Consider the following 22,405-nt stretch of genomic DNA (forward strand, 5'->3'; position numbering starts at 1 on the left):
TTACAACTCTCCTTCTGGTTTTACCACAACCAAAAGCATTTGAAAAGCTTCTACTGCGTACAGTGCATGCTTAATATTTGCGGGCATAATAATGGTCTCACCTGCATTAATAACAAATACTTCATCTCCAATAGTTATTCTTGCCTGACCACTCAAGAGATTGACCATTGCATCGCCTTTTGAAGAATGTCCGCCAATCTCCTGATCTTTGTCAAGGGAAAGAATAGTCATTCCCAAGTCTTGACGTTGTACAAGAGTCATGCTTGCAACCTGTTCTTTCTCAACCGGTACCTCTTCTTTTAGATTTAATACTTTACTGTGCGGTATTTTCTGTATATAACTCATCAGTTTCTTCCTTTCTTTTATAATGTTTCAATTTGTAAAAATTTACATTGCTCATCCGCCTTGATTTCATGAAGTACTTTTGGAGTAATGACAATGAGTTCACCTGTCTTCAAATAATGCGGTTCATTTTCTATCGTTACTTCCAGCGATCCATCAATGATTTGAATCAGCTTTGTCAGATTTGTTTGTTCAGCACTGATACTTTCTCCTTTATCCAGCGCATAAATCATTAAAGGCAGCTCAATATTAAATGTTTTGTGCAGATTCCTGCTTCTAATTTGACCATTTTTATAATCAATTAGCTTATTTAGAGATACTACAGTATTATTCATTCCTAATCCCCTCTTTTATAAATGAGCTTTTTTTGATAGAATTGAACTGATACAAATGATAATGAAAATCATTCTCATTTAAAGATAGCACAAAAATAAAATAAATTCGGTTGCATATGCAACATGGAGGAAATTTATGGAAAAATACCTTCCGTTAATTCAGCATTCTGTATTCTTTAACGGCTTTACTCTGGAAGAGACGCAGACAGCATTGAACTGTTTACAGGGACAGACAATTTTATACGCAAAAAAAGACACGCTCTTTTATCCTGATACAGTGTTTCATTCAATCGGTATTCTTTTAGAAGGAAGTGTTTATCTGAGCAAAACAAACATCCATGGGGAGCGGCAAATCTTTGCTGAGCTTTCTGCCGGAGAACTTTTCGGGGAAAATTGTCTGTGGGAAAAAAATACGATCAATAAATTTGAAGTCGAAGCTGCCGCTTCGTGTATTGTGTTGTACATTGAAAGAGACAAAATTCTGCATCCCGAAAAAACGACTTGTCCGTTGCGTCAACGTATCATTGAAAATCTGTTCCAGCTACTCTTATCAAATAATCAGTCTCTTTATCAAAAAATAGACTTAGCTTCACAAAAAAATCTCCGTGAACAGCTGCTCTATTATCTACAACTTCAAAGCAGAAAAAACAACAGCAGCCAATTCGATATTTCTTTTTCTCGTCAGGAGCTTGCTGACTATTTAGGTGTTGATCGCAGTGCACTATCCAGAGAGCTGGGTAGAATGAAAACAGATGGATTGATTGATTATAAAAAAAACTCATTCACATTGATCTCTCAAAATTAAGCCTCAGCAATAAAAAAATCGGAGTGTCCTGTTCTCTATTAACAGGTTCCCCGATTCTTTTTTTTCCGTCATTTTTTATTGCGGTCATTTTCTTCTAAAAAAATACACCTTGAGAGTTCTCCATGATTTGTTCCGAAAGCCATTGATTCAGCTGGAGCTCCATTTTCCCATCTCCCGGATTTGGTGCTTTTATCAGCAGCTGCTGTCCATTTTCCAATTGTTTCAATGCTTCATCTTTTTTCTTTTCAATATAATAATAGTAAGCTGCTGTCACACGGCAATTTCCCATTGAAGACTGCTTCAAACTCATTTGAACATCCTTGTCTTCCCATAATTGAGAAATACGCACATCTTTTTCTCCGAAGATACACAGACAAAACAGCAGCTCTTTCTTCAGCTCTATTTGATAAAGGCTGATAATGTCCTCTTTATGCCTCCAAATCTCTTCCAGTTTCGTTTTATAGATTCTCCATTGACGACAATCCAATGCACGACCTACCTGCAGGAAACTCAGATAGTCATTAAAATACGTACGTTTAGGAATTTCAGGAACATCACTAAAATAACTGTCAGGCAGTTCCCGATAGGTTTTTCCTTTCATCATCTGATCATTTACTTCGAACTGAAGATAAAGTAAGTACTGCTGTTCTTCGCTTGCAGAAGCAAGCATTATACTCATCCCATCATTAAAGCCCATAGGGATACCATTTGTTACGATAATAAATAAACCGACAACAACAAAACAGCTGCCCCACAATGAAACAGGCGCAAAAAAGATGCCTGCAATGACTGTTGCAATTAAATTAACCATAACACCGCCCATAAGATATAGGCGAAATGGATATTTTCCTCTTTGATAGGCTGGGGGAGACATCAGACACTGTCCCAATGTTCCAGGGACTTTCTGACGTCGAAAAATCACCTTGCCATTTTCCTGCCAAATCCATATAAAAGAAAAAATCCGATAGCTGACCAGCTTATAACCGGTTAAAAAACCAAAAAGACCATGTCCCGCTTCATGAATGACAATATGAATAATATAAAAGATAACTGTTAATAAAAGCAGCTGGAAAATTTCCCTTCCAGTCAACTCACCGGAGCCAACTGAATACCCAAGGTACCTCCCTATGACTGCACCAAAAAGAATCATTATCGTAAACATCCCAAACCGCTGCCAAATTTTTTTCATGTCTCTCCCCCATCATCTACTGGATAATTTAAACTATATTCACCTAAAATCCAAAAATCCTTGATTATGAAAAAATTCATACCCTGTGCTTGTTCTCCCCTTTGTAATAAGCTAACTATGAACAAACCAAACACTTTACAATGAGCTGCATTGAGCTGCAATCGTTTTTCTGGCGTGTTTCTTCGCTGCTCTTTGTACCGCCCGAACGCTCAATGATGGAGACCTGTTGTCAAGTGCACTGGTTATTTAATAAGGAAGTTTTTTTATAGGTTCTTTTGAGTTGCCAGCTACTGTTACTATCCAGTTTAACGTAATTAAACAAGAAAAGAAAAAGTTCTTTATTTCATTTCAAGGTTTCCATCAAAAAGCTTGCAAGACAGTTGCATTACTTAAAGTTCCGAAAACATTGCAGCTATTTATTAGAACACAAAAAATGAACCTTTAAACGCCTGCTGCTTCCCATTTGATCGGGAAAAGACAGCGTATCGTTCAAAGATTCATCCATCAAAAGTATCTGTTGGTTTTACACACTTTTATCTATTTAAAAAATTGAGGAAGATAGCTTTTATGTGCTTCCAGCAGTTCTTCCATGACTTCTTTCGCTACATCACCACTTGTAATCAGCGGATTCATTGTGAAGGCCTGCAATAAAGTTCCTTTATCTCCAGTTACAGCTGCTTCAACTGTTAACAGTTCCATAGATTTCATCAACTGCAGAAGCCCTCTTTCCTGTGGCTTGAAGCTGCCAAAATTATAAGGAATCGGCCCTTTTCCAGTAATCATACAAGTAACCTCCACCGCTGAGTCATCCGGAAGATCAGTAATTGTTCCGTTGTTTCGGGTGCTGACAGTCATTGTTGTCCGTTTGTCATTATGAATTGAATTGATGATTTCGCAAGCTGCATCGCTGTATCTCGCTCCACCGCGCTCTGCCAACTGCTGTGGTTTATAATCCAATTTGGGATCTTTATACAGTTCAAACAGCTCTTCTTCAATAATTTTAACTTTCTCAGCTCTTGTCCCATTATTTTTGAAATCTTCCAATTCTTCTGCAAGCATTTTATCTGTATAATAGTAATAGTTATGGTATGGACATGGCATCATATGAAGATTTTCAACCTGTTCAAAAATCAGATCATTGTCTTTAATATTTGCAACGATTGTTGTTGATTCAGACCCACCATACATTTTTTTAATTAATTCATCGGTACGATCCTGACCATCCTTATCAACCACCGTATGCCAGTGCAAGTGATTGATTCCAGCAAACTGGAAGAATAAATCTTTCGGTTTTTCTCCCAACAGTTCTGACTCTTCAAACACTGCATTGACAGGAATATTACATAATCCTACAACTTTGTTCCAGTTGCCGTATCGCAAGACAGCTTCTGTTACCATTCCTGCCGGATTTGTAAAATTAATTAACCAGGCATTAGGACACAGCTCTTTCATATCCTCCACGATATCCAGGATCACTGGAACTGTGCGCAATGCTTTAAAAATCCCTCCTGCGCCATTTGTTTCCTGTCCAATTAAGCCATGGCTTAATGGAATGCGCTCATCCAAAACCCGTGCATCTAATAAACCGACTCTCAACTGAGTCGTTACAAAGTCTGCGTCTTTTAATGCTTCACGGCGATCCAATGTTAGATGTACTTCACAGTCAATCCCAGCAGCTTTCACCATTCTTTCAGCCATTGCACCGACAATTTCCAGCTTATGTTTCCCCTCTTCAATATCAACCAGCCACAATTCACTGACAGGCAGTTCCTTATGACGTTTGATGAATCCTTCCACTAATTCAGGAGTGTAGCTTGAGCCTCCGCCAATTGTTACAATTTTAAGCTTTTTCATTTTTTCATTCTCCTGTCTTCTTTATAGTTAATTTTTTCATATAAATCTGTTTTTATGGCTTAAGTATATAAAGTTCGACACTTTCTGTAAATGGTTTCACCTTTCTTAGAGAAATGTTCACTATTTTGTAAAATGTCACAAAATAAAACATTGTGTTTTTTCTCATTTCCGTAATAAAATCCCCCATAAAACTCTTTATATCAGTAATTCTCTATACTTGACAGATAAAAATCTGTTGCGTAGAATGAGCAGAAGAATAGAATAAAAAAACAAAGCTGTTAAGGGAGCGTTTATATGCTTTTTTTATCTCATCAGGTTGAATTAAAAGATATCGAGGTCAATATCTACAATTACATTACTGCGAACATACACAAAGTCTGCTTTATGAGAATAAGGGATCTGGCAAATGCCACTCATGTCAGCACTACAACAATTTTACGTTTTTGCAAAAAGTTCGGCTGTGAAGGATATTCCGATTTTCGTCTTCGCCTTCAACTCTATACTGAGGAGCTGGATAAAAAAGCGCTGGAAGTATCTTCAATTGATGAAATGCCATTTATTGAATTTCTTAAACGTACAAGTTTCCCAGAGTTTCAAGAAAAAATTAATGCTGCAGCAACTATTTTAAAAGAGACAGATCTAGTTCTTTTTGTTGGAATCGGGACATCCAGTACGATGGCCGGATACGGCGCAATGCTGTATTCCTCTCTGTTTACATTAGCTTTAAATATAGAAGATCCATTGAACACACCTTTATATAATATTTCATCAAATCTGGATAGTAAAATCTGTCTGATTACCATTTCAGTTTCTGGAGAGAATGAAGATCTGATTGACTGTATCAATCAATTAAAAATTCATAAATCACATATTATTTCCATTACAAATAGTGCTAATTCAACTATTTCCCGTCTTTCAGATGTCAATTTACCCTATTACACAAACACGGAAATGTATCGGGAAACAAATATTACCTCTCAGCTGCCGGTTACATACATCCTTGAAATGCTGGCACGAAAAGTACATCAAATAAAAAATGAAAAATAGCATATTGCGTTGCCTGCAACTTAGAATTTTTTCTGCAGACAATGCAGCTTTTCTTTTTTTATCCTACCAAAGAACAATTCCCATAGACAGTACCCACTGATACTGTATGCTCTTATTAAAACCACGCACTGTTCTTTTCAAATGAAAAAATGACTTCCTAAAAAATATTCCCATTTCCTATTCTAATAGTAAATAAGAGTTGTGTTCGTTTACTCAATTACCCAAACTGTGTAAAAATACACACTGTTTTTCTGCACAGTAATTTTAGTGTGTATATCAGAAAATTCAAAAAAGACTGGAACAACCGCATTTATAAACATATAACATTATAATAAATACGGCATAGTTCTTGCTTATTATATTCTTGAGACCAATTTGAAGGGAGGTAAGTTTAATTAAGATGTATCGTTTCAGAAAATAGAAAGGAGTGGTTGGTTTCCAGAAATAATTGAAATGACAGCGTTTTAATTATTTTGAAAGATTTGTTGACTTATAATACAAAATTCAAAGAACTAAGGAGATAATTATGAATGGGATTATGAAATTTATGGAGAAATACATCCTGCCCGTTGCAGCTAAGATCGGATCAGAAAAACATCTGGTTGCTTTGCGGGATGCGTTTATCGGAACGATGCCGGCAACGATGGCCGGTGCTATTGCAGTATTACTAAATGCTTTTATGGTGCGACACGTTTCCAGCTGAAAAGGCTGGGCACTTGAATAGTTAATTTTCAAGGAGAACTGATGATTCGAGAAATGGAATGACAGAGTAACGTCTGGAAATGTTTCCTCTGATACTCCGATTGGCAATTGGCTGAGGATAGCAGCGAATGGTCAAAAGCTCGGTGAAGTCGGCTGAGAGTTACCGCAGTTGTGTAAACAAGCGAAAGCTGTCCGGAGGCGGATGGTGTAACCTATAGGCCGGGAGTCCCAAAAATACTCATGGTGAGAATGTGCATCAGCACTGACAAATCTGCGAAGGTACAGATCTAGAAGCATGGGATACAGAAATGTATCTACTCCTAATTAGGTTATCCCCCTATAAATGAGTGTAAGTTGCGGTTTAGTAAAATTCATAGATATGAACAACCGTGTGGCGTTACAGGCGCCAGATAACTACAGGTCTAGAGCAGACACCTAAAAGTATCACAAATGGATAGAATCATCGGAACGTGGAAAGCTGGTAACATGGAGGACTAAACCTTCCTGTGAAATGGTTGAGACGAAAAAAATAAACTCATTTATACCAGTGAGAGTAGCGGCACAGTACCTGTGAAGCAGTGATAACAAGCTGTGGAGGGATAGCCGCAAGTCAAGCATATTACTGATAAATATGTGCTTTACATAGATAGAAAGAAATGTCTTAAGGCATTCAGGATTCAGTGGTTTATTCAAATTAACTGATTTCTGTTCTGATACAGTAATTTTTACTGTTGCTTTCACTAATGTTTTACAACAAAAACCGTTCAATTTTGTTGTAAAATAAATGTATATTGATATCAGTAAAATTGATGGAACGCCGTATGAGGTGAAAGTCTCACGTACGGTGTGGTCCGGGGGAAAAGTTGGCGATTATTTCAAAGGCTTACCTATCGGAATCGTGATTTTCCAAGAGAATACATCGGCAACCCAAATCCAGTTACTGATTTTTTTACACCTGTTATTAGAATAAACGGGTTGGTCTGGACAGGGACTTTAGCAATTATGGCCGTTGTTTTTGCAATGTCCTTAGGTTTTAATCTGGCAAAAGCCTACAAAGTGGACCCGCTTTCCGGAGCAATCGTATCTTTGGTTGCCTTTTTCATTGGTTTGCCGGATTCAGCTTCCACTACACTTTCTTTAGCCGGTGAACTTCCATCTGAAGTGGCTACAATGATTTCAGATGCAGGCGGTACTGTAGTTACAGAAGGCGGCGTTTCAAGTATCGGCGGAAGTGCCTGGGGCTACTTCAGTTTCGGCTCATACATGGGCGGCTCCGGATTATTTACAGCAATGATTTTTGGTTTTATTTCAGTAGTCATTTTCTCAATTTTAATGAACAAAAAACTTATTATCAAAATGCCTGACAGTGTTCCTCCTGCTGTATCAAAAGCATTTGCGGCTATTATTCCGGCAATCGTATCATTATATACTGTCGGTCTGATTCATGATGTGTTTAAACAGATTTCAGGACAGAATCTGGTTGACTGGATTTCTTCAGCTATCCAGGCTCCGTTAATGCAATTATCTCAGGGATACTTTGCTGTATTTATCATCGTGATTTTGATACATGTGCTATGGTTCTTCGGATTGCACGGAACCAACATCATGTCGCCTGTTTTACAAACCTTATATGGTACAGCCATGGTTGAAAATACCAATGCGTATCAAGCCGGCGAGGAAATTCCATTTAAATGGGTTGCAGGCTCATTTGAAGCATTTGTATGGCCTGGCGGTGCCGGTGTAACACTGGTTCTTCTTATCTGTATTTTGGTCTTCTCTAAACGTGATGATTATAAAACTGTTGGTAAATTGGGAATCGGTCCTGGTGCCTTTAATATCAATGAACCGGTAATGTTTGGTTTGCCTGTTGTATTAAATCCAATTTTGATGATTCCATTCGTCTTGGCACCGATTGCAACAGCAACAATCGCTTACTTCGCAACAATGACTGGTCTGGTTAGACCAGTGGTAGTAAATGTTATCTGGGTAATGCCGACGATTCTCAGCGGCTTCTTGGCTACCGGCGGAGACTGGCGTGCCATTGTACTGACTCTAGTGAATCTGGCAGTGGCGTTTGTAATTTGGACACCATTTATTCTGGCAGCAAACAAGATGAATCCGGATGATTAATCTGCAGTACTAAATTTTAAAGCTGAGAAATTACACTCTAATGAGTGAGTTTCTTAGCTTTTTTCATGACTTCATTAGTGTATGGTTCTAAAAATATAATTTTATTAATAATAGAAACAAGAGAATCAAAACGAGGTTGTGATAGAAGTGTTCTGGCTCAAGAACCAAGTAGGTATCATGCACACCTACTCTGACAAGTCAATCGTAGTGATTTATGACAATAAGTCGGAATATACGAAAATTGTCAAGAAACACTACTCATAAAATGAATAGCTGTGAATTGATACATTATTTTGACCAGAGCAGCTGTAGAAAATGGAACTAAAAAACTTCCAAAACTCAGATTTTACTCTCAGTTTCGGAAGTTCGTATTAATTAATCAAACAAATTATTTTGCTGCATTCATTGCATCAATGATTACTTGCAGGTATCCGGAAGTATCAGAGAAGGTTGCCCCTGTTACTACATCAGTTGGGCTGTCATCCTCTCCTAAACCGTCCAGTTCTTTCACTGTATCTTCCAGCTCTTTCACTGTTTTCCCTAAAGCAAATTCAGTAATTGCCGCCATATTATCTGAATATGCATTGGTTGCTCCGCCTTTATCCGCCATCATTGCTGAATATGCTTCGTTGTTTGCCTGTTTGGAAGATAATACCAGACCACCCTGAACATCTGCACCAAAATCGGTATCAGAGTTTGGAACACCGCCAAAGTCAGCTGGATCAACATATTGGAATTCATCCACAGTAACTGTTGCCAGCTTATCGCCATCCAGTGCTACTGTTGTAACAGAGAAGGACTTATCTCCGTGTGGTGCACCTAAAAGCTGTGCTTCTTTGAAGTCTTCTGTAGTAGTTTTCACGCCTTCAGAAATCATCCCTGTATTCGCTGTATCAATAATCGCTTGTAGATAACCAGAAGTATCAGAGAAGGTTGCCCCTGTTACTATATCAGCAGGACTGTCATCTTCTCCTAAAGCATCCAAGTCAGCAACAGCTGCTTCCAGTTCTCCAGCAGTTTTACCTACTGCAAAATCAATAATTGCATCCATGCTGTCAGACCAATTTTGAGTTGCTCCGCCCTTATCTGCCATCATTGCTGAATATGCTTTGTCATTTTCACGTTTGCTTGCTAAAACAGTATCTGTTGGGAAGTTTTCACCAAAAGCACCATCTGCATTCGGTACACCAGTGAAATCATCTGGAGAAACATACTGGAATTCGTCAAACTGAACACCTAGAATTTTGTCTCCATTCATTGTTACGTTCACTACTGCAAAAGATTTCGTACCATGAGGTGCTGTTAGCAGTTGCCTCATATAGACTGTTCCTTCAGCCGGTGCTGAATCTTTTGTACTTCCGTCGGCAATTGTAATATCAGCAGTTGCCGCATTGCTTGAGCTTTCCGCAGCAGCTGTACTGCTTGCCTCAGTTGATGATGAACTTCCTGTATCTTTACTATCTGAAGCACACCCTGTTACTGCCAGCAACGTTAACAATGCCGCAGTAGTTAAAACGATTTTTTTCATTTAAATTAGCCCCCTAAATATAATTGTTTTTCTATTGTTCATTATATCACATTTTAGAAAACAGTCTTTAAAAAATTTAAAAATCGTATTATTATGTTGATATAATTTATTAATCAGGCTTAATGAACAATTAATTACAGTTTTCGACTTCTATCTAGGGAAATTTATTATTCTATCAACACAAAAAAATAGAAAGATTGTGCTTAACATCACATTCTTTCATATACACTTACGGTCATTCTGAAAATCTATATAAAAGACTGGAAACCATCTGTTGCAGATTTCCAGTCTTTCTCTTTACTATTTTAGTCTTCTAATTCTTCAAATTGCGAATTGTATAGCGACGCATAGTAGCCGCCTTGTTTAAGCAGTTCTTCATGGGTTCCCTGCTCTTTAATGTCACCCTCCTGCATATAAAGAATCTTATCTGCATCCTTTATAGTTGACAGTCGGTGTGCAATAACAAAGGATGTACGACCAGCCATCAGGTTATTCATGGCTTGCTGAATCAGCCCTTCCGTTCGTGTGTCCACAGACGAAGTGGCTTCATCCAAGATTAGAATCGGTTTGTCTGCCAAAATTGCACGGGCAATTGTCAACAGCTGTTTCTGACCTTGAGAAATATTGGAAGATTCTTCATTCAATTCCATATTATAGCCGCCTGGTAATGTTTGGATAAAATGATGAACATGGGCTGCTTTTGCCGCTTCATATACTTCCTCATCAGTTGCATCTAGTCGACCATAACGAAGATTGTCCATGATTGTTCCTTTAAACAGCCAAGTATCCTGAAGAACCATCCCAATATTTTTACGGAGATCTGCCCGATTAAAGTCTTTAATGTTGTGTCCATCGATTTTAATCACTCCGGAATTCACATCATAAAAGCGCATTAACAGTTTAACCATTGTGGTTTTACCGGCTCCAGTCGGACCAACGATTGCTACAGTCTGTCCCGGATCGACATGGGAGCTGAAATCATGGATAACAATTTTATCTGGAGTGTAACCGAACTGTACATGTTCAAAATCTACTATGCCCCTTGCTTGGTCAAGTTTAACCGGATTTTTAGCCTGTTGATCTTCTTCCTCCTCATCAAGAAATTCAAAAACACGTTCTGCAGCTGCAGCCATTGACTGAAGCATATTTGATACTTGAGCAAGTTGAGCAATAGGCTGTGTCAGGTTCCGAACATATTGGATAAACGCCTGTATATCTCCTACAGTGATAGTCCCATTGTATGCCATAATCCCACCGATGATGGCAACTGCCACATAGCCTAAGTTACCGACAAAATTCATGATCGGCTGCATTAAGCCTGAAAGAAACTGGGATTTCCACGCAGATTTAAATAGAACATCATTTTGCTCTTTAAACTCTTTAAGTGAGTTTTCTTCATCATTAAACAACCGAACAATAGTATACCCGCCGATCGTTTCCTCTACCTTACCATTAATAACACCCAGATATTCCTGCTGTGTTTTAAAATATTTTTGTGAGTTTTTTACAACAATCATAATGAGAATAAATGAGATGGGTACAATCAATACTGATATTCCTGTCATCTGCACCGAGATAGACAGCATCATAATAATAACTCCGATAATGGTAAACGTTGAAGTAATCAACTGTGTGATGGACTGGTTCAGCGACTGTCCCAATGTATCGACATCGTTGGTAATCCGTGACAATACTTCACCTGTTGTACGACTTTCAAAATAGTTCATCGGCATACGATCGATTTTTTCTGAAATTTCTTTTCGCATACGATACGTAATTTTTTGTGAAATTGTCGACATAATCCATCCTTGAATCGTTCCAAAAAGGGCTGCTATAACATATAATCCCAACAGGAAGAACAGAATACCACCGATTTTTTCAAAATCAATACCGCCTGTTCCCTGATATTTTTCTATTAACCCATTAAAAAGCTCAGTGATTGCCTTTGATAAAATTTTAGGTCCCCAAATATTGAAGATTGTTGAGGCAATCGCAAAAATCATTACAAAAAAAACGGGGATTTTATAAGCGCCAAGATATGAAACTAACTTTTTAATTGTTCCTTTGAAGTCTTTGGCTTTTTCCACCGGTGCAATCTGTCCGAAGCCGCCGCCGCGAGGGCGATTTTGTCTTTTCTCTTCTGCCATTCTTCTCGCTCCTCCTTAATCCGCTTCTTCTAAGCCTAATTCAGCATTGCTTAACTGCGATTGAGCAATTTCCTGATAGACTTCCGATGACTGCATTAGTTCCTCATGTGTTCCCTGATCTACGATGCGTCCCTCATTTAGAACAATGATATTGTCAGCATGAATAATTGTAGAGATTTTTTGGGCAACAATGATCTGTGTTGCTTCTTTGATATTTTCAGAAAGAGCTTTACGTAAAGCTACATCTGTCTTATTATCAAGCGCTGAGAACGAATCGTCAAAAATAAGAATTTTAGGATTTTTTGCCAAAGCACGGGCAATCGACAAACGTTGTTTCTGACCGCCGGAAACATTGGTGCCTCCTTGAGAAATTTCACGACTGTAGCCTTTTTCATTTGAATCAATAAATTCTTCTGCTTGAGCTGTTTTAGCTGCTTTTCTCATCTGCTCATCTGAAATATCTGCATCACCGAACTTAATATTCGAAGCAATGTCTCCCGAGAAAAGAACCCCTTTTTGTGGTACAAAGCCCATGATCTCATGCAGTTTATGCAAGGTCATATCACGAACATCTACACCGTCAATTGTAATCCGTCCACCTGTTACATCGAAAAGGCGCGGAATTAGATTTACAATGGTTGATTTCCCTGAACCTGTTGAACCGATCAACGCAGTCGTCTGTCCAGGTTTTGCAGTAAAGTTAATATGATGCAGCACATCTTCATCCGCATCTCCATAGCGAAACTGTACGCCTTCAAACTTCACTTCACCCTTAAAGTCATGATCATCTTTTGGTTTTTCAGGATCTTTAATTGTCGGTACTGTTTCCAGTACTTCTTCAACACGACCGGCAGCTACATTTGCACGAGGCAGGATAATTGAAACCATTGACAGCATCATGAATGCCATAATAATCTGCATTGTATATGTGATAAAGGCCATCATATCCCCAACCTGCAGCTGCCCATTATTCATGCCGTGTCCGCCAACCCATACAATGAGGATTGAAATACCATTCATCATTAGCATCATGACCGGCATCATAATAGACATGGAGCGATTGACAAACAATTGAGTTTTCATCAAGTTTGTATTTGCAACATCAAAGCGCGCTTCCTCATATTTTTCACGTGAAAAAGCACGGATAACTGGTAATCCTGTGATAATTTCACGGGAAACCAGATTCACTCTGTCAACTAAGTTCTGCAATGCTTTAAATTTAGGCATAGTAAAGAGCAATAGGGTTAATACCAACACCAGAACGGCAACTACAGCAACACCGACAATCCAGCCCATACCTGTTCCTGTTTTGTATACTTTGTAAATTCCGCCGATTCCCAGAATAGGCGCATACAGCACCATCCGCATAATCATAACAATACCCATTTGCATCTGTTGGATATCATTTGTATTACGAGTGATTAAGGAAGCCGGAGAAAATTTTTCCATTTCAGTATTTGAAAATTGAAGCGTTCGTTCATATTGACCAACACGCAAATTGCGTCCAACTGCAGCGGCAACCAGCGAAGCAATCAGTCCAACAATAATTGCAGCAACTGCTGAAATAAGTGTCAACAGAATCATTTGATATCCGGTTTTCATTATATAGTCCGTTTGGATTTGCTGAATATCCATATCCAATGCTTTATATTCTGCCAAAGTCAGTTGAATCCCAACTGTCCGCATTGAATTATCACCCAAATCACCCAGGCTTTCTTTGGTAGCTTTGCGTGCTGCCTCAACTTTAGTCGGCATAGCATCTGTTGCCTCTTTAATGGAATCTGCCAGTTCCTGGGCCTGAGCAGCTTTTGCCTGTGCTTCTGCTGCCAAAGATTCTGCTTCGGCGCCTTTTTCAGCAGCTTCAGCCATATCTGCTGCTGCAGCCGCAGCTTCTCCGGCAGCTTTTGCCTGTTCTCCTAAAGAAGCAGCTTCGGCACCAAGTTTCCGGGCTTTTTCTGCATCTTCTGAGATAGCTGTATAGGCATCCAAAACCTTTTTAGCATCACTAGCTCCAGATGAATCTTTTGCCTGTGAAGATGCCAGCATCAGCATTGGCAAATTAAAAATATCTGCCAGTTTTTCTTCCGTCATATTCTTTTGAAGGTTTAACTTATACACTTCAACTTCTTTTCCATCAATGGTCTCTGTTGTCAGCTTATAATTGTCTTCAATCGTCTGCTTCTCATCTTCAGTCATAAACATTTTAATTCCCTGAAGAGTTGTCTTCCTTATTTTTTCAGGAGTGGAGTATTCAAGCCCTCCCTGTTGAATACCGACATCGACAATATTCGATGTTAAGCTCGGTAAACTCAAATCACTACGTGCCTGCACGACTAAAAGTACAAGAACTGCGATGACCGCATACCAGTATTTCCCTAGATATTTAAATATTTTCACTTTCAGTCACCTTCCTCTTCCAGGGAGAATTTTTGGGAGTATCCTATGAACTTGGAAGTCAGCTCAATGAACTTCTTTGTATCTTCCTCACCCATTTGATTAAAAACCCAAATTATTCTCTCACGCATCTCTCTTTTCTCCGCATTTACAGCTTTTTTCCCACGGGCAGTTAAAGTAACATTAATACGGCGACGATCTTTAGGGTCCATGTGACGAATAATTTGTCCTTTTTTCTCTAAACTTCCTAAAACAGCCGCAATCCGTGCACTTGAAAGATTCAATGAATCAGCCAAATATTTAGGACTGATCGGTTCACCCTGAATATCAAGAAACTTGATGACAATGTTTTCACCTCTGTTACTCTTTTCAAACCGGCTAAATGCACCATCACGATTTTGGATCATCAATTGAACGAGCTCTTTTTCAGCTTCTTCCGCGAATGACATAGGAGTCCTCCTTTTTTCAAAATAATTATATTGAATTATTAATAACTAATAGTGTTAGTAATTAATGCTATTCGATATTAACGCAGTTAGTTATAGAAGTCAATAGAATTGAATAAAAAATCTAATGAGTGTATTTCTATTTAACAAGCTTTAGACTTTGATGTTCTAGTAGGGAGGATGAAGAACAGTTGGCTTATTTCATTCAAATAAACTATCATCTCTAACAGAACTTTTTTTGTTTTTTGGATAAAATGTATCATCCATAAACAGCTAAGAAACTTAACTTTCGACACTTCAGATTAATTCTGGAATTTGCTAGATAAAGCTTAGGAAGCTCTCATCTTTTGTAATTTCAAATTATAGAAACCACCTTTTTAAATCAGTTTTTCTTTATAGAAAAACTGATATTCCTTCCAACTCTGAATTATTCAATATTCAGATAATAAAAAAAATCCTTAGACATACATAAAGTCCAAGGATTTTTTATCTATTTATTTAATTATGCACTTTACAGGATCGGCCTGAAAACTATTAAGGAAATAAGTCGCCAGTTCTATTAATATCTTGACTGATTTAAAACTGAGCTATACTTCTAATCCAAGAAATGTGCAGTCAGCACAGGAACACCTCGTAAAAAATGCCGATTTGTTCTCCACTATATAATTTGCAGCTTATCTTGCATAACCATAAGACATGTGACGAGCATTCGTAGAAGCAAGCTTTTAATACAGGAATGAATTATTGCTGCTTCATCTGATTGTCATTCGCATATTATTCTGCTGGATCAAGAGGACTGACTCTATTTAAAGTTTGAATGTTTACACATTCAAAGATTGCCAGCTTCATACCATTACACTTTTGCAGCTGCTTGTTCTTATCATTGACGTACAATTGACGTACATAAGTTATAATTTTCTATTATTGAACATTATCTTTTATTGTAATCTATAATTTGGTCAGAGCAATAATAAAGAAACCTATAGTAGAATGGAGGAGACCCTCATATTCCAAAGAATTTTACTTGCTAATTAGCCTTTAGGAGCTGAATTATAGTATGCGTAGTTTCAATTTTTGCACCTTTCATTGTTCTATTTTTTCTATCAATAAATCTGCTATAATTCCGTTCCCCAAGTCATAGCTTGAAAAGCATGTATAATTTATTAATTCTCACTTACCAGTTTGAACACCTTTTCTTTTTCACCATTCAAATAGTAGACAATATTTTCTGTTGAGATTCTTTGCAGCTCCCGAATAGATGTCGAAGAATAAAAGGCTGCATGAGGACTGATCAGTACATTACTTCGTCCAACCAGCGGATGATTCGCCAAATCAGGTGTTTCATCACTTAGAACATCCAACGCTGCTCCCTTAAGCCATTCATAATTCAACGCTTTGATCAAATCATTCTCTACCACACAAGTCCCGCGACCCATATTGATAAAATAGGGCTGTCGTTTCATTTTTCTGAAAACAGCAGAGTTGAAAAAATGAACATTGGTCTTATTTAGGTTCATATGATTAGTAATAACTTCTGCGTGATCAAAAATTTCCTCTCTATCAACCAGTTCAATCCCCAACTCTTTCCCGCTGCTTTGATCAATAAATGGATCACAGGCAATGACTTTCATCCCCAATGCTTTCGCTCGTTTGCCAACCTGTCTGCCGATTTTTCCAAAGCCAAAAATACCCAATGTCATTTCTTCCAATCGTCGATTAGGTACACCCGAGTCATACCTCCATTGATGATGAAGATCAACAGCCTGACTGTAAACTTTCAGATTTTTAACCAAAGCCATCATCATTGAAATTGTAAATTCTGCGACATCAACTGTGCAGTATTCACCAACCGGACATACACCGATCTTTCGCTTATTTGCTTCCAGCAAATCTACATTATCGTAGCCTGTTGCATTTATGGCTATGACTTTTAAATGGGGCGCATGATCCATCGCTTCAGCATCTATTCTAATAAATGCGGTCAAGAGAGCGTCCGCATCCTTAATTACATCAAAAAATTCTGCCCTTTGCTCGTCACTGTATTCATAAACAACAACTTCACAATCTTTTAACCCATGTTTCAAAATCTCCCGTTCATATTCATGTGCGGGCATCATCGAATCAGAATAATCTGCAATTACTATTTTCATTAGCAGCTCCTTTTATGCTTTCATTAATTTAACTAAGATGGGAAAATCTGTAATTTTCCATCGAATTTCGTTATTTATAAATAATCTTAAAGGAGTTACAATGGCAAAGTCAATTTAAATGGTTAAAACAAGAGCCATCACTTTCCTTATATTACGAGGAAAAGGATGGCATTAAACTACTATTTCATCGTATAGCCAATTAAAAGATATAATTCCTTATAAAAAATTATTTTAACGTAATTGACTCAATCACCTGCTCAAAGATAATGCTTGCATCTTCCCAAAATTCTTCCGGTGTATCAAACCAAAACTCATAAAATTTACCATTTTTTTGAATACCAATAACTTTACTATAAAACGAAATGCCGCTGCTGTAGGTCAGACATTCTGCAGAAAAAGCTTTCTGCCCATTTATATCAATCTCACTTCCCTCATATTGATCACCTTCAGAATTTAAGTATTGAATGAATTCGCTAAAGGCAACAGCAGATTCAGCTTCATACACGTAACTGAACAATAAAGACGCTTCCCAGAAATTATCTCCTTCATACGCCGAAGCAAACATGATGTCCGCTTCATCTTCTGATTCGTCAAAAACTTCCCAGATAGCCGGGATTTCCATTCCAAAGCCAAACATTTCATTTCTGTACGTTTTCATCAGAGGATATATTTTCTCAGGTACCTGTTTCATCGCTGTCTGTAATTCCTTTTCAGTCAAAGAAATATCCGGTTCCACTCCTGTATCTTTAATAACTTTCTGTGCAAATAGTCTGGTAACCGGTGCAAGTACGGAAAAATGATCCGCATCCTCAACAATAAAGCATTGCAAATTTTCATTTTTAGATTGGCGTTCAATTTCCTTGAGATTACTGGCATTTCCAGCTGATCCTTCAATTACAAATGTAGGTGATTTGATATCAGACAACCAATGAATCGGCGAACGTAATCTATACTCTTCTTTATTCTCTGTGTCAAAGGTAAATTCAGAAGCATTATGGTAACTGACATCATCTACCGGTCCAAACGAAAATACCGCACGAAACTGATCCGTATACTCAGAAGCAAGCAGTGCTCGAGTACCGCCTGTACTGTGTCCGCCAAGATAAATACGATCTGGATCAACATAAGGCAATGAAGCAGCATATTCATAGGCTGAAACAATATCGTTTACTTCGCCAAAAAGTGTTTCATAGTTTCCCGGATTGCCGCTGCCTCCTCGAAAAGAGGGATACATCATCAATATCCCGGCTTCTCTAAATGCAGATGCAGTCTGATCATTTTCCCAATCCGGATAAGACCAGGCAATTTCATCGAGTCCATTTCCCCAGCCGCCGGTCACCCAAATCATCATTGGACGCTTTTCATTCTCTCCCGGATCACTTGAAACATAGGCTGCAAGTTTTCCAACTTCAGAATCATAGTAAACTAAGTCAAAAACACCTGCGGGAGGCTCCGGTACAGGATTTTGATCACTTTCCTCCCTAATCAGTTTTGTTTCAAATGCATCATGTGCTTCCTTAAAAGATTGACCCTTTCCTGACTCAGATGAACAGGCTGTAATCAATAGCAACGAAAACAAGAGTGCCATACAACTAAACTTTTTCATTTTTCAACTCCCTAAGCTTTTGTCCCACAATGGTGAAATTAAACTAACACTAAATACTTTATCTTTAAAATTATAACGTATCACGAATAACATACACAATCACTTTTATTCACTTTTGTAAATCCGATTTCACAGTTTGCTAATGCGAAATATATATTAATAAAATGTCCATAAAATAAAAACAGGAGCTGCTTTTCGTTAAAACAACTCTCTGCTAAATAAATATTCTTGTGCTTTCCAATAATTTTCAGGTTAACAATCTACTCTTTCGTTTCTCCTGCTTTTTCAAATGCAGATAGCCGATTGCCACAACAATCAATGTTCCCAGTAAATTCACCATGATATCCTTCATTGTATCTCCCAGCGCCTCATGTCCTGCAAGAATCTTTCCATCTGCTGTCATAAATTTCTGCATATTAGTTTGTAGAAAATGGTCTGCCAGATACTCATAAACCTCCCACAATACTCCACAGGTTGTCGCAAAACAAAAGGCAAAGAGACTGACAAAGAAGGGACTCAAATAAACCTCTGTTCTCTCACTTCTGCTGATGAAATCAACGATCAAAAATCCTAAAGCACTAAGCATTCCCGCGCTAAATCCATGGAGAATCATATCCCAGAAAGGAATTTTATAATAAAAATTTTGTACTTCTCCCAAGTATATTGCACAAAACAGAAAAATAAAATAAAGGATTTCCATTAAATCCGGAATATCAATCCCGTACATTTTTTCTACTCTGTATGGAATAAAAATAACAATCATTCCAACAAGACACTGCAATACCATCAGTACATAATCACTTTTCACAAGTTTATATTCCTTATTGGAAATTCCGGAAGGTGCACTCTGCATCATGATGAACGCATACACAACTGAAACAGCTAACAAGCAGAAGACAATAATAAAAATCAGATTTTTTCGTTTATCCAGCTTTGTTTTTCTTTTATCAATAAGTCAGTCCTCCACTCCCTATTCTTCATTTCTTTAATGACACCATAATCAAAACGCTTCTGAAAACTCCGGTAAAGCTCACGCCTCATCATTTTTAGTAGAAAATCAATTTTCGTTCTCAATCTGATCTGCGTACCTGTGTAACGATTACCAATAAGTCTAAAAATTTTTCTACAGCCCTCTTAATATAAAAATTTTGATCTATTAATATTTTTCTCACTGACTCATTTATCTCATAAAAACAGCCATTCTTTACAATAATAAGACATCGTTCATACAGCGAAGGCAGCTTTAATCAATTGGTTTATCTCCTCCATCGACTAGGGTGTATCTGAAAAGTTAGTGGCATTCGAATTTTTCAGTGATTTTTGTTGAAATCAAGGAAGAAAACACAGCTTATGTGGTTTATAAGCGAGTATTTATGACGAGGGGTTTGATAAAAATCATCAAACTATTCGCCGCTTGAGTTTTCAGATACACCCTAATGTAACCTTTCAGTTGATACAGCAAAATTTTAACAGGAAAAACCTCCTCCATTCAGTACCTGTCAGTTCTGCTGTATCGAGGAAATAATTCGTTTTCTGTACACAGGATTCCTTCACCATATCGTTTGTCTTAAGTGTATTATCAACAGTACTCTTATTCTTTATCCTTCTTTTTGTTTCTGGTTGCAAAAGCACCGCTGGCTCCTAATGCAACCCCTATGCATAAACCAATTGCCAGATTATCCATCAGCAAGCCGAATATCAGCCCCAGCGAAATTCCAATTGCCAGTAAATTGCCATCATCCTTTTTCATATTCTTATTCCCCCGTTCTACTTAATTAGACTTCTTTTTGTTATCGGCAGCATTTTTTAAATGGCCTCATCAGTAAATTAACTGCTCAGCTTCTTCACGTTATCCTGCTGCCAATAAAATGGCTTGCATTATTTTTTCCTTTTCAACAGCACACTAAATAGTTCAACCTCTTACCAATTTATTTCTACTGCCTTAGCTGCAGCACTCTATAATTGCTTTTACTTACCGACTCCGGCAACCTCAAAATATAAACTGTTTGACTGGAATGTAAAAGCTTGGAAGGACTCTCTGCTTGAGAAAAGAATAGATCATAATCTTCATATCTTTCTTCGTTCAATGCGTCAGAAAACACCCCTGGCAGTTCCATATAATAAAAATATTTTTTTCTATCATCAACTTGATGGAATTTAACACCGCAAAAAAACAAATAGCTTAAAGAAAGATTTCGTTTAAGCAGCTCTTTCCTAAAAAATTTGGCTGCCGCCATCCATTCATCACCATAGTCAAAAACAGTTGTTTCATCCTGACATTCAAATTCGAGGGTAGAAAAAAACTCCGGGAGCTTTGTTGAATCCTTTTTTTCAAATAGAATACTTGTAATCAGTTGAATCCGAGTCAGTTTTTCTTCCTCTCTTCGAATATACTCATCTATTTTTTCTGCTGTATGATCGGTGGACTGCTGATCTGAAATAAATCCTGAAATATCCTTCAAATCCAATCCTAAGTATTGAAGCGTTTGAATCAAAAAGATCGTCTGCTTTTGATTTATACCATAATAACGATAATTATTTTCCTGATTCACATATATCGGCTCTACTAATCCTATATTGCTGTAATAACGCAGTCTTTGAATGGAGATACCGCATAATTCAGCCATCTCCCCGATCGAAAGAAAATTTTTCAAAATCTCACTCCATCCTCTTGACTCTATAGTGGCTATAGACATTATTATATAATAAAAAGAGTTGAAAGGGGCACAATAAATGAAAATTATTGTAACAAAAAACTATGAGGAAATGAGCAGTCGCATTTCAGAAAGATTAATCAGTGCCATCTATGAAGAAGGGTTCAAAAATATTTCCATTACTGCAGGAAGCAGCCCGATCCGAGCTTATGAAATAGCTTCAGAGTATATTCTAAAAAATAAACCAATACCAGACACAACTTTCTACAACTTTGATGAAATTCCTTTTCATCAAAGCGGCGGAGATGGTGTTACTATAACTAATCTAAAAAAGAGCTTTTTTGATAAAGCTGGTATTGAAGATGCACAGCTTCATAAACTAACAATGGACAATTATCAAACACATGATGACTACCTTGAACAAGTTGGCGGACTGGATATTGTCTTTCTAGGGATTGGTGCAGACGGACATTTTTGCGGAAATCTGCCTTATACAACAAAATTTTGTGATCAGACAACCTTCGTGTCTATTGATTCCAGACCAGATATGAAAGATATTTTATTAGGAGAAGTTAATGGTAATCCGGAAGAACTTCCTGACGGTTATGTGACGATGGGACCAAGAAGTATTATGAACATTCCAAGAATTATCATGATGGCCTCTGGAAGGAGTAAAGCAAACATCATGAAAAAAGCTTTCTTCGGCGAGGTTACTGAAAGTGTTCCCTCCTCTGTCTTTCAGCTTCATCCAAACTTTACACTCATTCTGGATGAAGAAGCGGCGCAGGAAATTACTGAATATATTTAACTTTGAGACTATTAGTTGTATATTAATTAGGAAACAAGGAAACAAAAAGAGTCAGAGACATTAAATAAAAAAGAAGGAATTCTCTTCCTGAAAGTCTGTAATCAGGAGAATTTCTTCTTTTTTCATTTTTTTATTCAAACAATCAATTATAAATTTCAAGTTAGCCGCTTATTAAAATTCGCTCGTTATTTAGTTTTCAGCCTCTCTAGTACAGGCTTGACAACGAGCTGGGGTATATACCTGTAACTGGCAGAGTTGGGTAAAAACT

At 37.6% G+C, this 22,405-nt stretch carries 16 protein-coding genes and 2 pseudogenes; 5 read left to right on the top strand and 13 right to left on the bottom strand.

Annotation, left to right across the window (positions count from 1 at the left end):
- Complete coding sequence (locus IW492_RS08430; RefSeq protein WP_202067173.1) at nucleotides 1-345, bottom strand: cupin domain-containing protein; 345 nt, start codon at nucleotides 343-345, stop codon at nucleotides 1-3.
- 17 nt (nucleotides 346-362) lie between these two features.
- On the bottom strand, nucleotides 363-677 hold the full coding sequence (locus IW492_RS08435; RefSeq protein WP_202067174.1) for a cupin domain-containing protein: 315 nt from the start codon (nucleotides 675-677) through the stop codon (nucleotides 363-365).
- Nucleotides 678-813: 136 nt separating this feature from the next.
- Between IW492_RS08435 and IW492_RS08440 the strand changes: the two genes are divergently transcribed.
- A complete protein-coding gene (locus IW492_RS08440; RefSeq protein ID WP_202067175.1) occupies nucleotides 814-1,482 on the top strand; it encodes a Crp/Fnr family transcriptional regulator in 669 nt (222 codons plus the stop codon).
- Nucleotides 1,483-1,576: 94 nt separating this feature from the next.
- Here the strand turns inward: IW492_RS08440 and IW492_RS08445 are convergent, their stop codons facing one another.
- Together IW492_RS08445 and IW492_RS08450 are read right to left on the bottom strand one after the other, a co-directional pair.
- Complete coding sequence (locus tag IW492_RS08445) at nucleotides 1,577-2,671, bottom strand: hypothetical protein (RefSeq protein WP_202067176.1); 1,095 nt, start codon at nucleotides 2,669-2,671, stop codon at nucleotides 1,577-1,579.
- A gap of 537 nt (nucleotides 2,672-3,208) precedes the next feature.
- Nucleotides 3,209-4,525: a 6-phospho-beta-glucosidase gene (locus IW492_RS08450; protein WP_202067177.1), complete on the bottom strand. Its 1,317-nt coding sequence runs from the start codon at nucleotides 4,523-4,525 to the stop codon at nucleotides 3,209-3,211.
- Between the two features lie 294 nt (nucleotides 4,526-4,819).
- Here IW492_RS08450 and IW492_RS08455 point away from each other — a divergent pair, with 294 nt between their 5' ends.
- The 3 genes and pseudogenes from IW492_RS08455 to IW492_RS08465 all read left to right on the top strand — a co-directional run.
- Complete coding sequence (locus IW492_RS08455; protein WP_202067178.1) at nucleotides 4,820-5,572, top strand: MurR/RpiR family transcriptional regulator; 753 nt, start codon at nucleotides 4,820-4,822, stop codon at nucleotides 5,570-5,572.
- Between the two features lie 526 nt (nucleotides 5,573-6,098).
- Nucleotides 6,099-6,254, top strand: a pseudogene (locus IW492_RS08460) (PTS sugar transporter subunit IIC); the annotation flags it as partial.
- Nucleotides 6,255-7,171: 917 nt separating this feature from the next.
- Nucleotides 7,172-8,404, top strand: a pseudogene (locus IW492_RS08465) (PTS sugar transporter subunit IIC); the annotation flags it as partial.
- A gap of 388 nt (nucleotides 8,405-8,792) precedes the next feature.
- Here IW492_RS08465 and IW492_RS08470 read toward each other — a convergent pair.
- From IW492_RS08470 to IW492_RS08510, 9 genes are all read right to left on the bottom strand, one after another.
- Nucleotides 8,793-9,932: a peptidoglycan-binding protein gene (locus tag IW492_RS08470; protein ID WP_202067179.1), complete on the bottom strand. Its 1,140-nt coding sequence runs from the start codon at nucleotides 9,930-9,932 to the stop codon at nucleotides 8,793-8,795.
- 305 nt (nucleotides 9,933-10,237) lie between these two features.
- Entirely contained in the window at nucleotides 10,238-12,079 is a 1,842-nt protein-coding gene (locus tag IW492_RS08475; RefSeq protein WP_202067180.1) for an ABC transporter ATP-binding protein, read from the bottom strand.
- Between the two features lie 15 nt (nucleotides 12,080-12,094).
- Entirely contained in the window at nucleotides 12,095-14,476 is a 2,382-nt protein-coding gene (locus tag IW492_RS08480; protein ID WP_202067181.1) for an ABC transporter ATP-binding protein, read from the bottom strand.
- 2 nt (nucleotides 14,477-14,478) lie between these two features.
- Complete coding sequence (locus IW492_RS08485) at nucleotides 14,479-14,922, bottom strand: MarR family winged helix-turn-helix transcriptional regulator (protein WP_202067182.1); 444 nt, start codon at nucleotides 14,920-14,922, stop codon at nucleotides 14,479-14,481.
- Between the two features lie 1,160 nt (nucleotides 14,923-16,082).
- A complete protein-coding gene (locus tag IW492_RS08490) occupies nucleotides 16,083-17,069 on the bottom strand; it encodes an NAD(P)-dependent oxidoreductase (RefSeq protein WP_202067183.1) in 987 nt (328 codons plus the stop codon).
- A gap of 226 nt (nucleotides 17,070-17,295) precedes the next feature.
- Nucleotides 17,296-18,675 carry an alpha/beta hydrolase family protein gene (locus IW492_RS08495; RefSeq protein WP_202067184.1) on the bottom strand — a complete coding sequence of 460 codons (1,380 nt, stop codon included), beginning with the start codon at nucleotides 18,673-18,675 and terminating at the stop codon, nucleotides 17,296-17,298.
- Nucleotides 18,676-18,922: 247 nt separating this feature from the next.
- Nucleotides 18,923-19,483, bottom strand: a complete 561-nt coding sequence (locus IW492_RS08500; RefSeq protein WP_202067185.1) for a hypothetical protein — start codon at nucleotides 19,481-19,483, stop codon at nucleotides 18,923-18,925.
- 783 nt (nucleotides 19,484-20,266) lie between these two features.
- Nucleotides 20,267-20,425: a hypothetical protein gene (locus IW492_RS08505; protein WP_202067186.1), complete on the bottom strand. Its 159-nt coding sequence runs from the start codon at nucleotides 20,423-20,425 to the stop codon at nucleotides 20,267-20,269.
- 184 nt (nucleotides 20,426-20,609) lie between these two features.
- Entirely contained in the window at nucleotides 20,610-21,329 is a 720-nt protein-coding gene (locus tag IW492_RS08510) for a MerR family transcriptional regulator (protein WP_202067187.1), read from the bottom strand.
- A gap of 79 nt (nucleotides 21,330-21,408) precedes the next feature.
- Here IW492_RS08510 and IW492_RS08515 point away from each other — a divergent pair, with 79 nt between their 5' ends.
- Nucleotides 21,409-22,137 (top strand): glucosamine-6-phosphate deaminase, encoded by a 729-nt coding sequence (locus IW492_RS08515; protein ID WP_202067188.1) that lies wholly within the window; start codon nucleotides 21,409-21,411, stop codon nucleotides 22,135-22,137.
- The last annotated feature ends 268 nt before the right edge of the window (nucleotides 22,138-22,405 follow it).

The organism is Enterococcus sp. BWB1-3 (assembly GCF_016745275.1).
Classification (GTDB): Bacteria; Bacillota; Bacilli; order Lactobacillales; family Enterococcaceae; genus Enterococcus_L.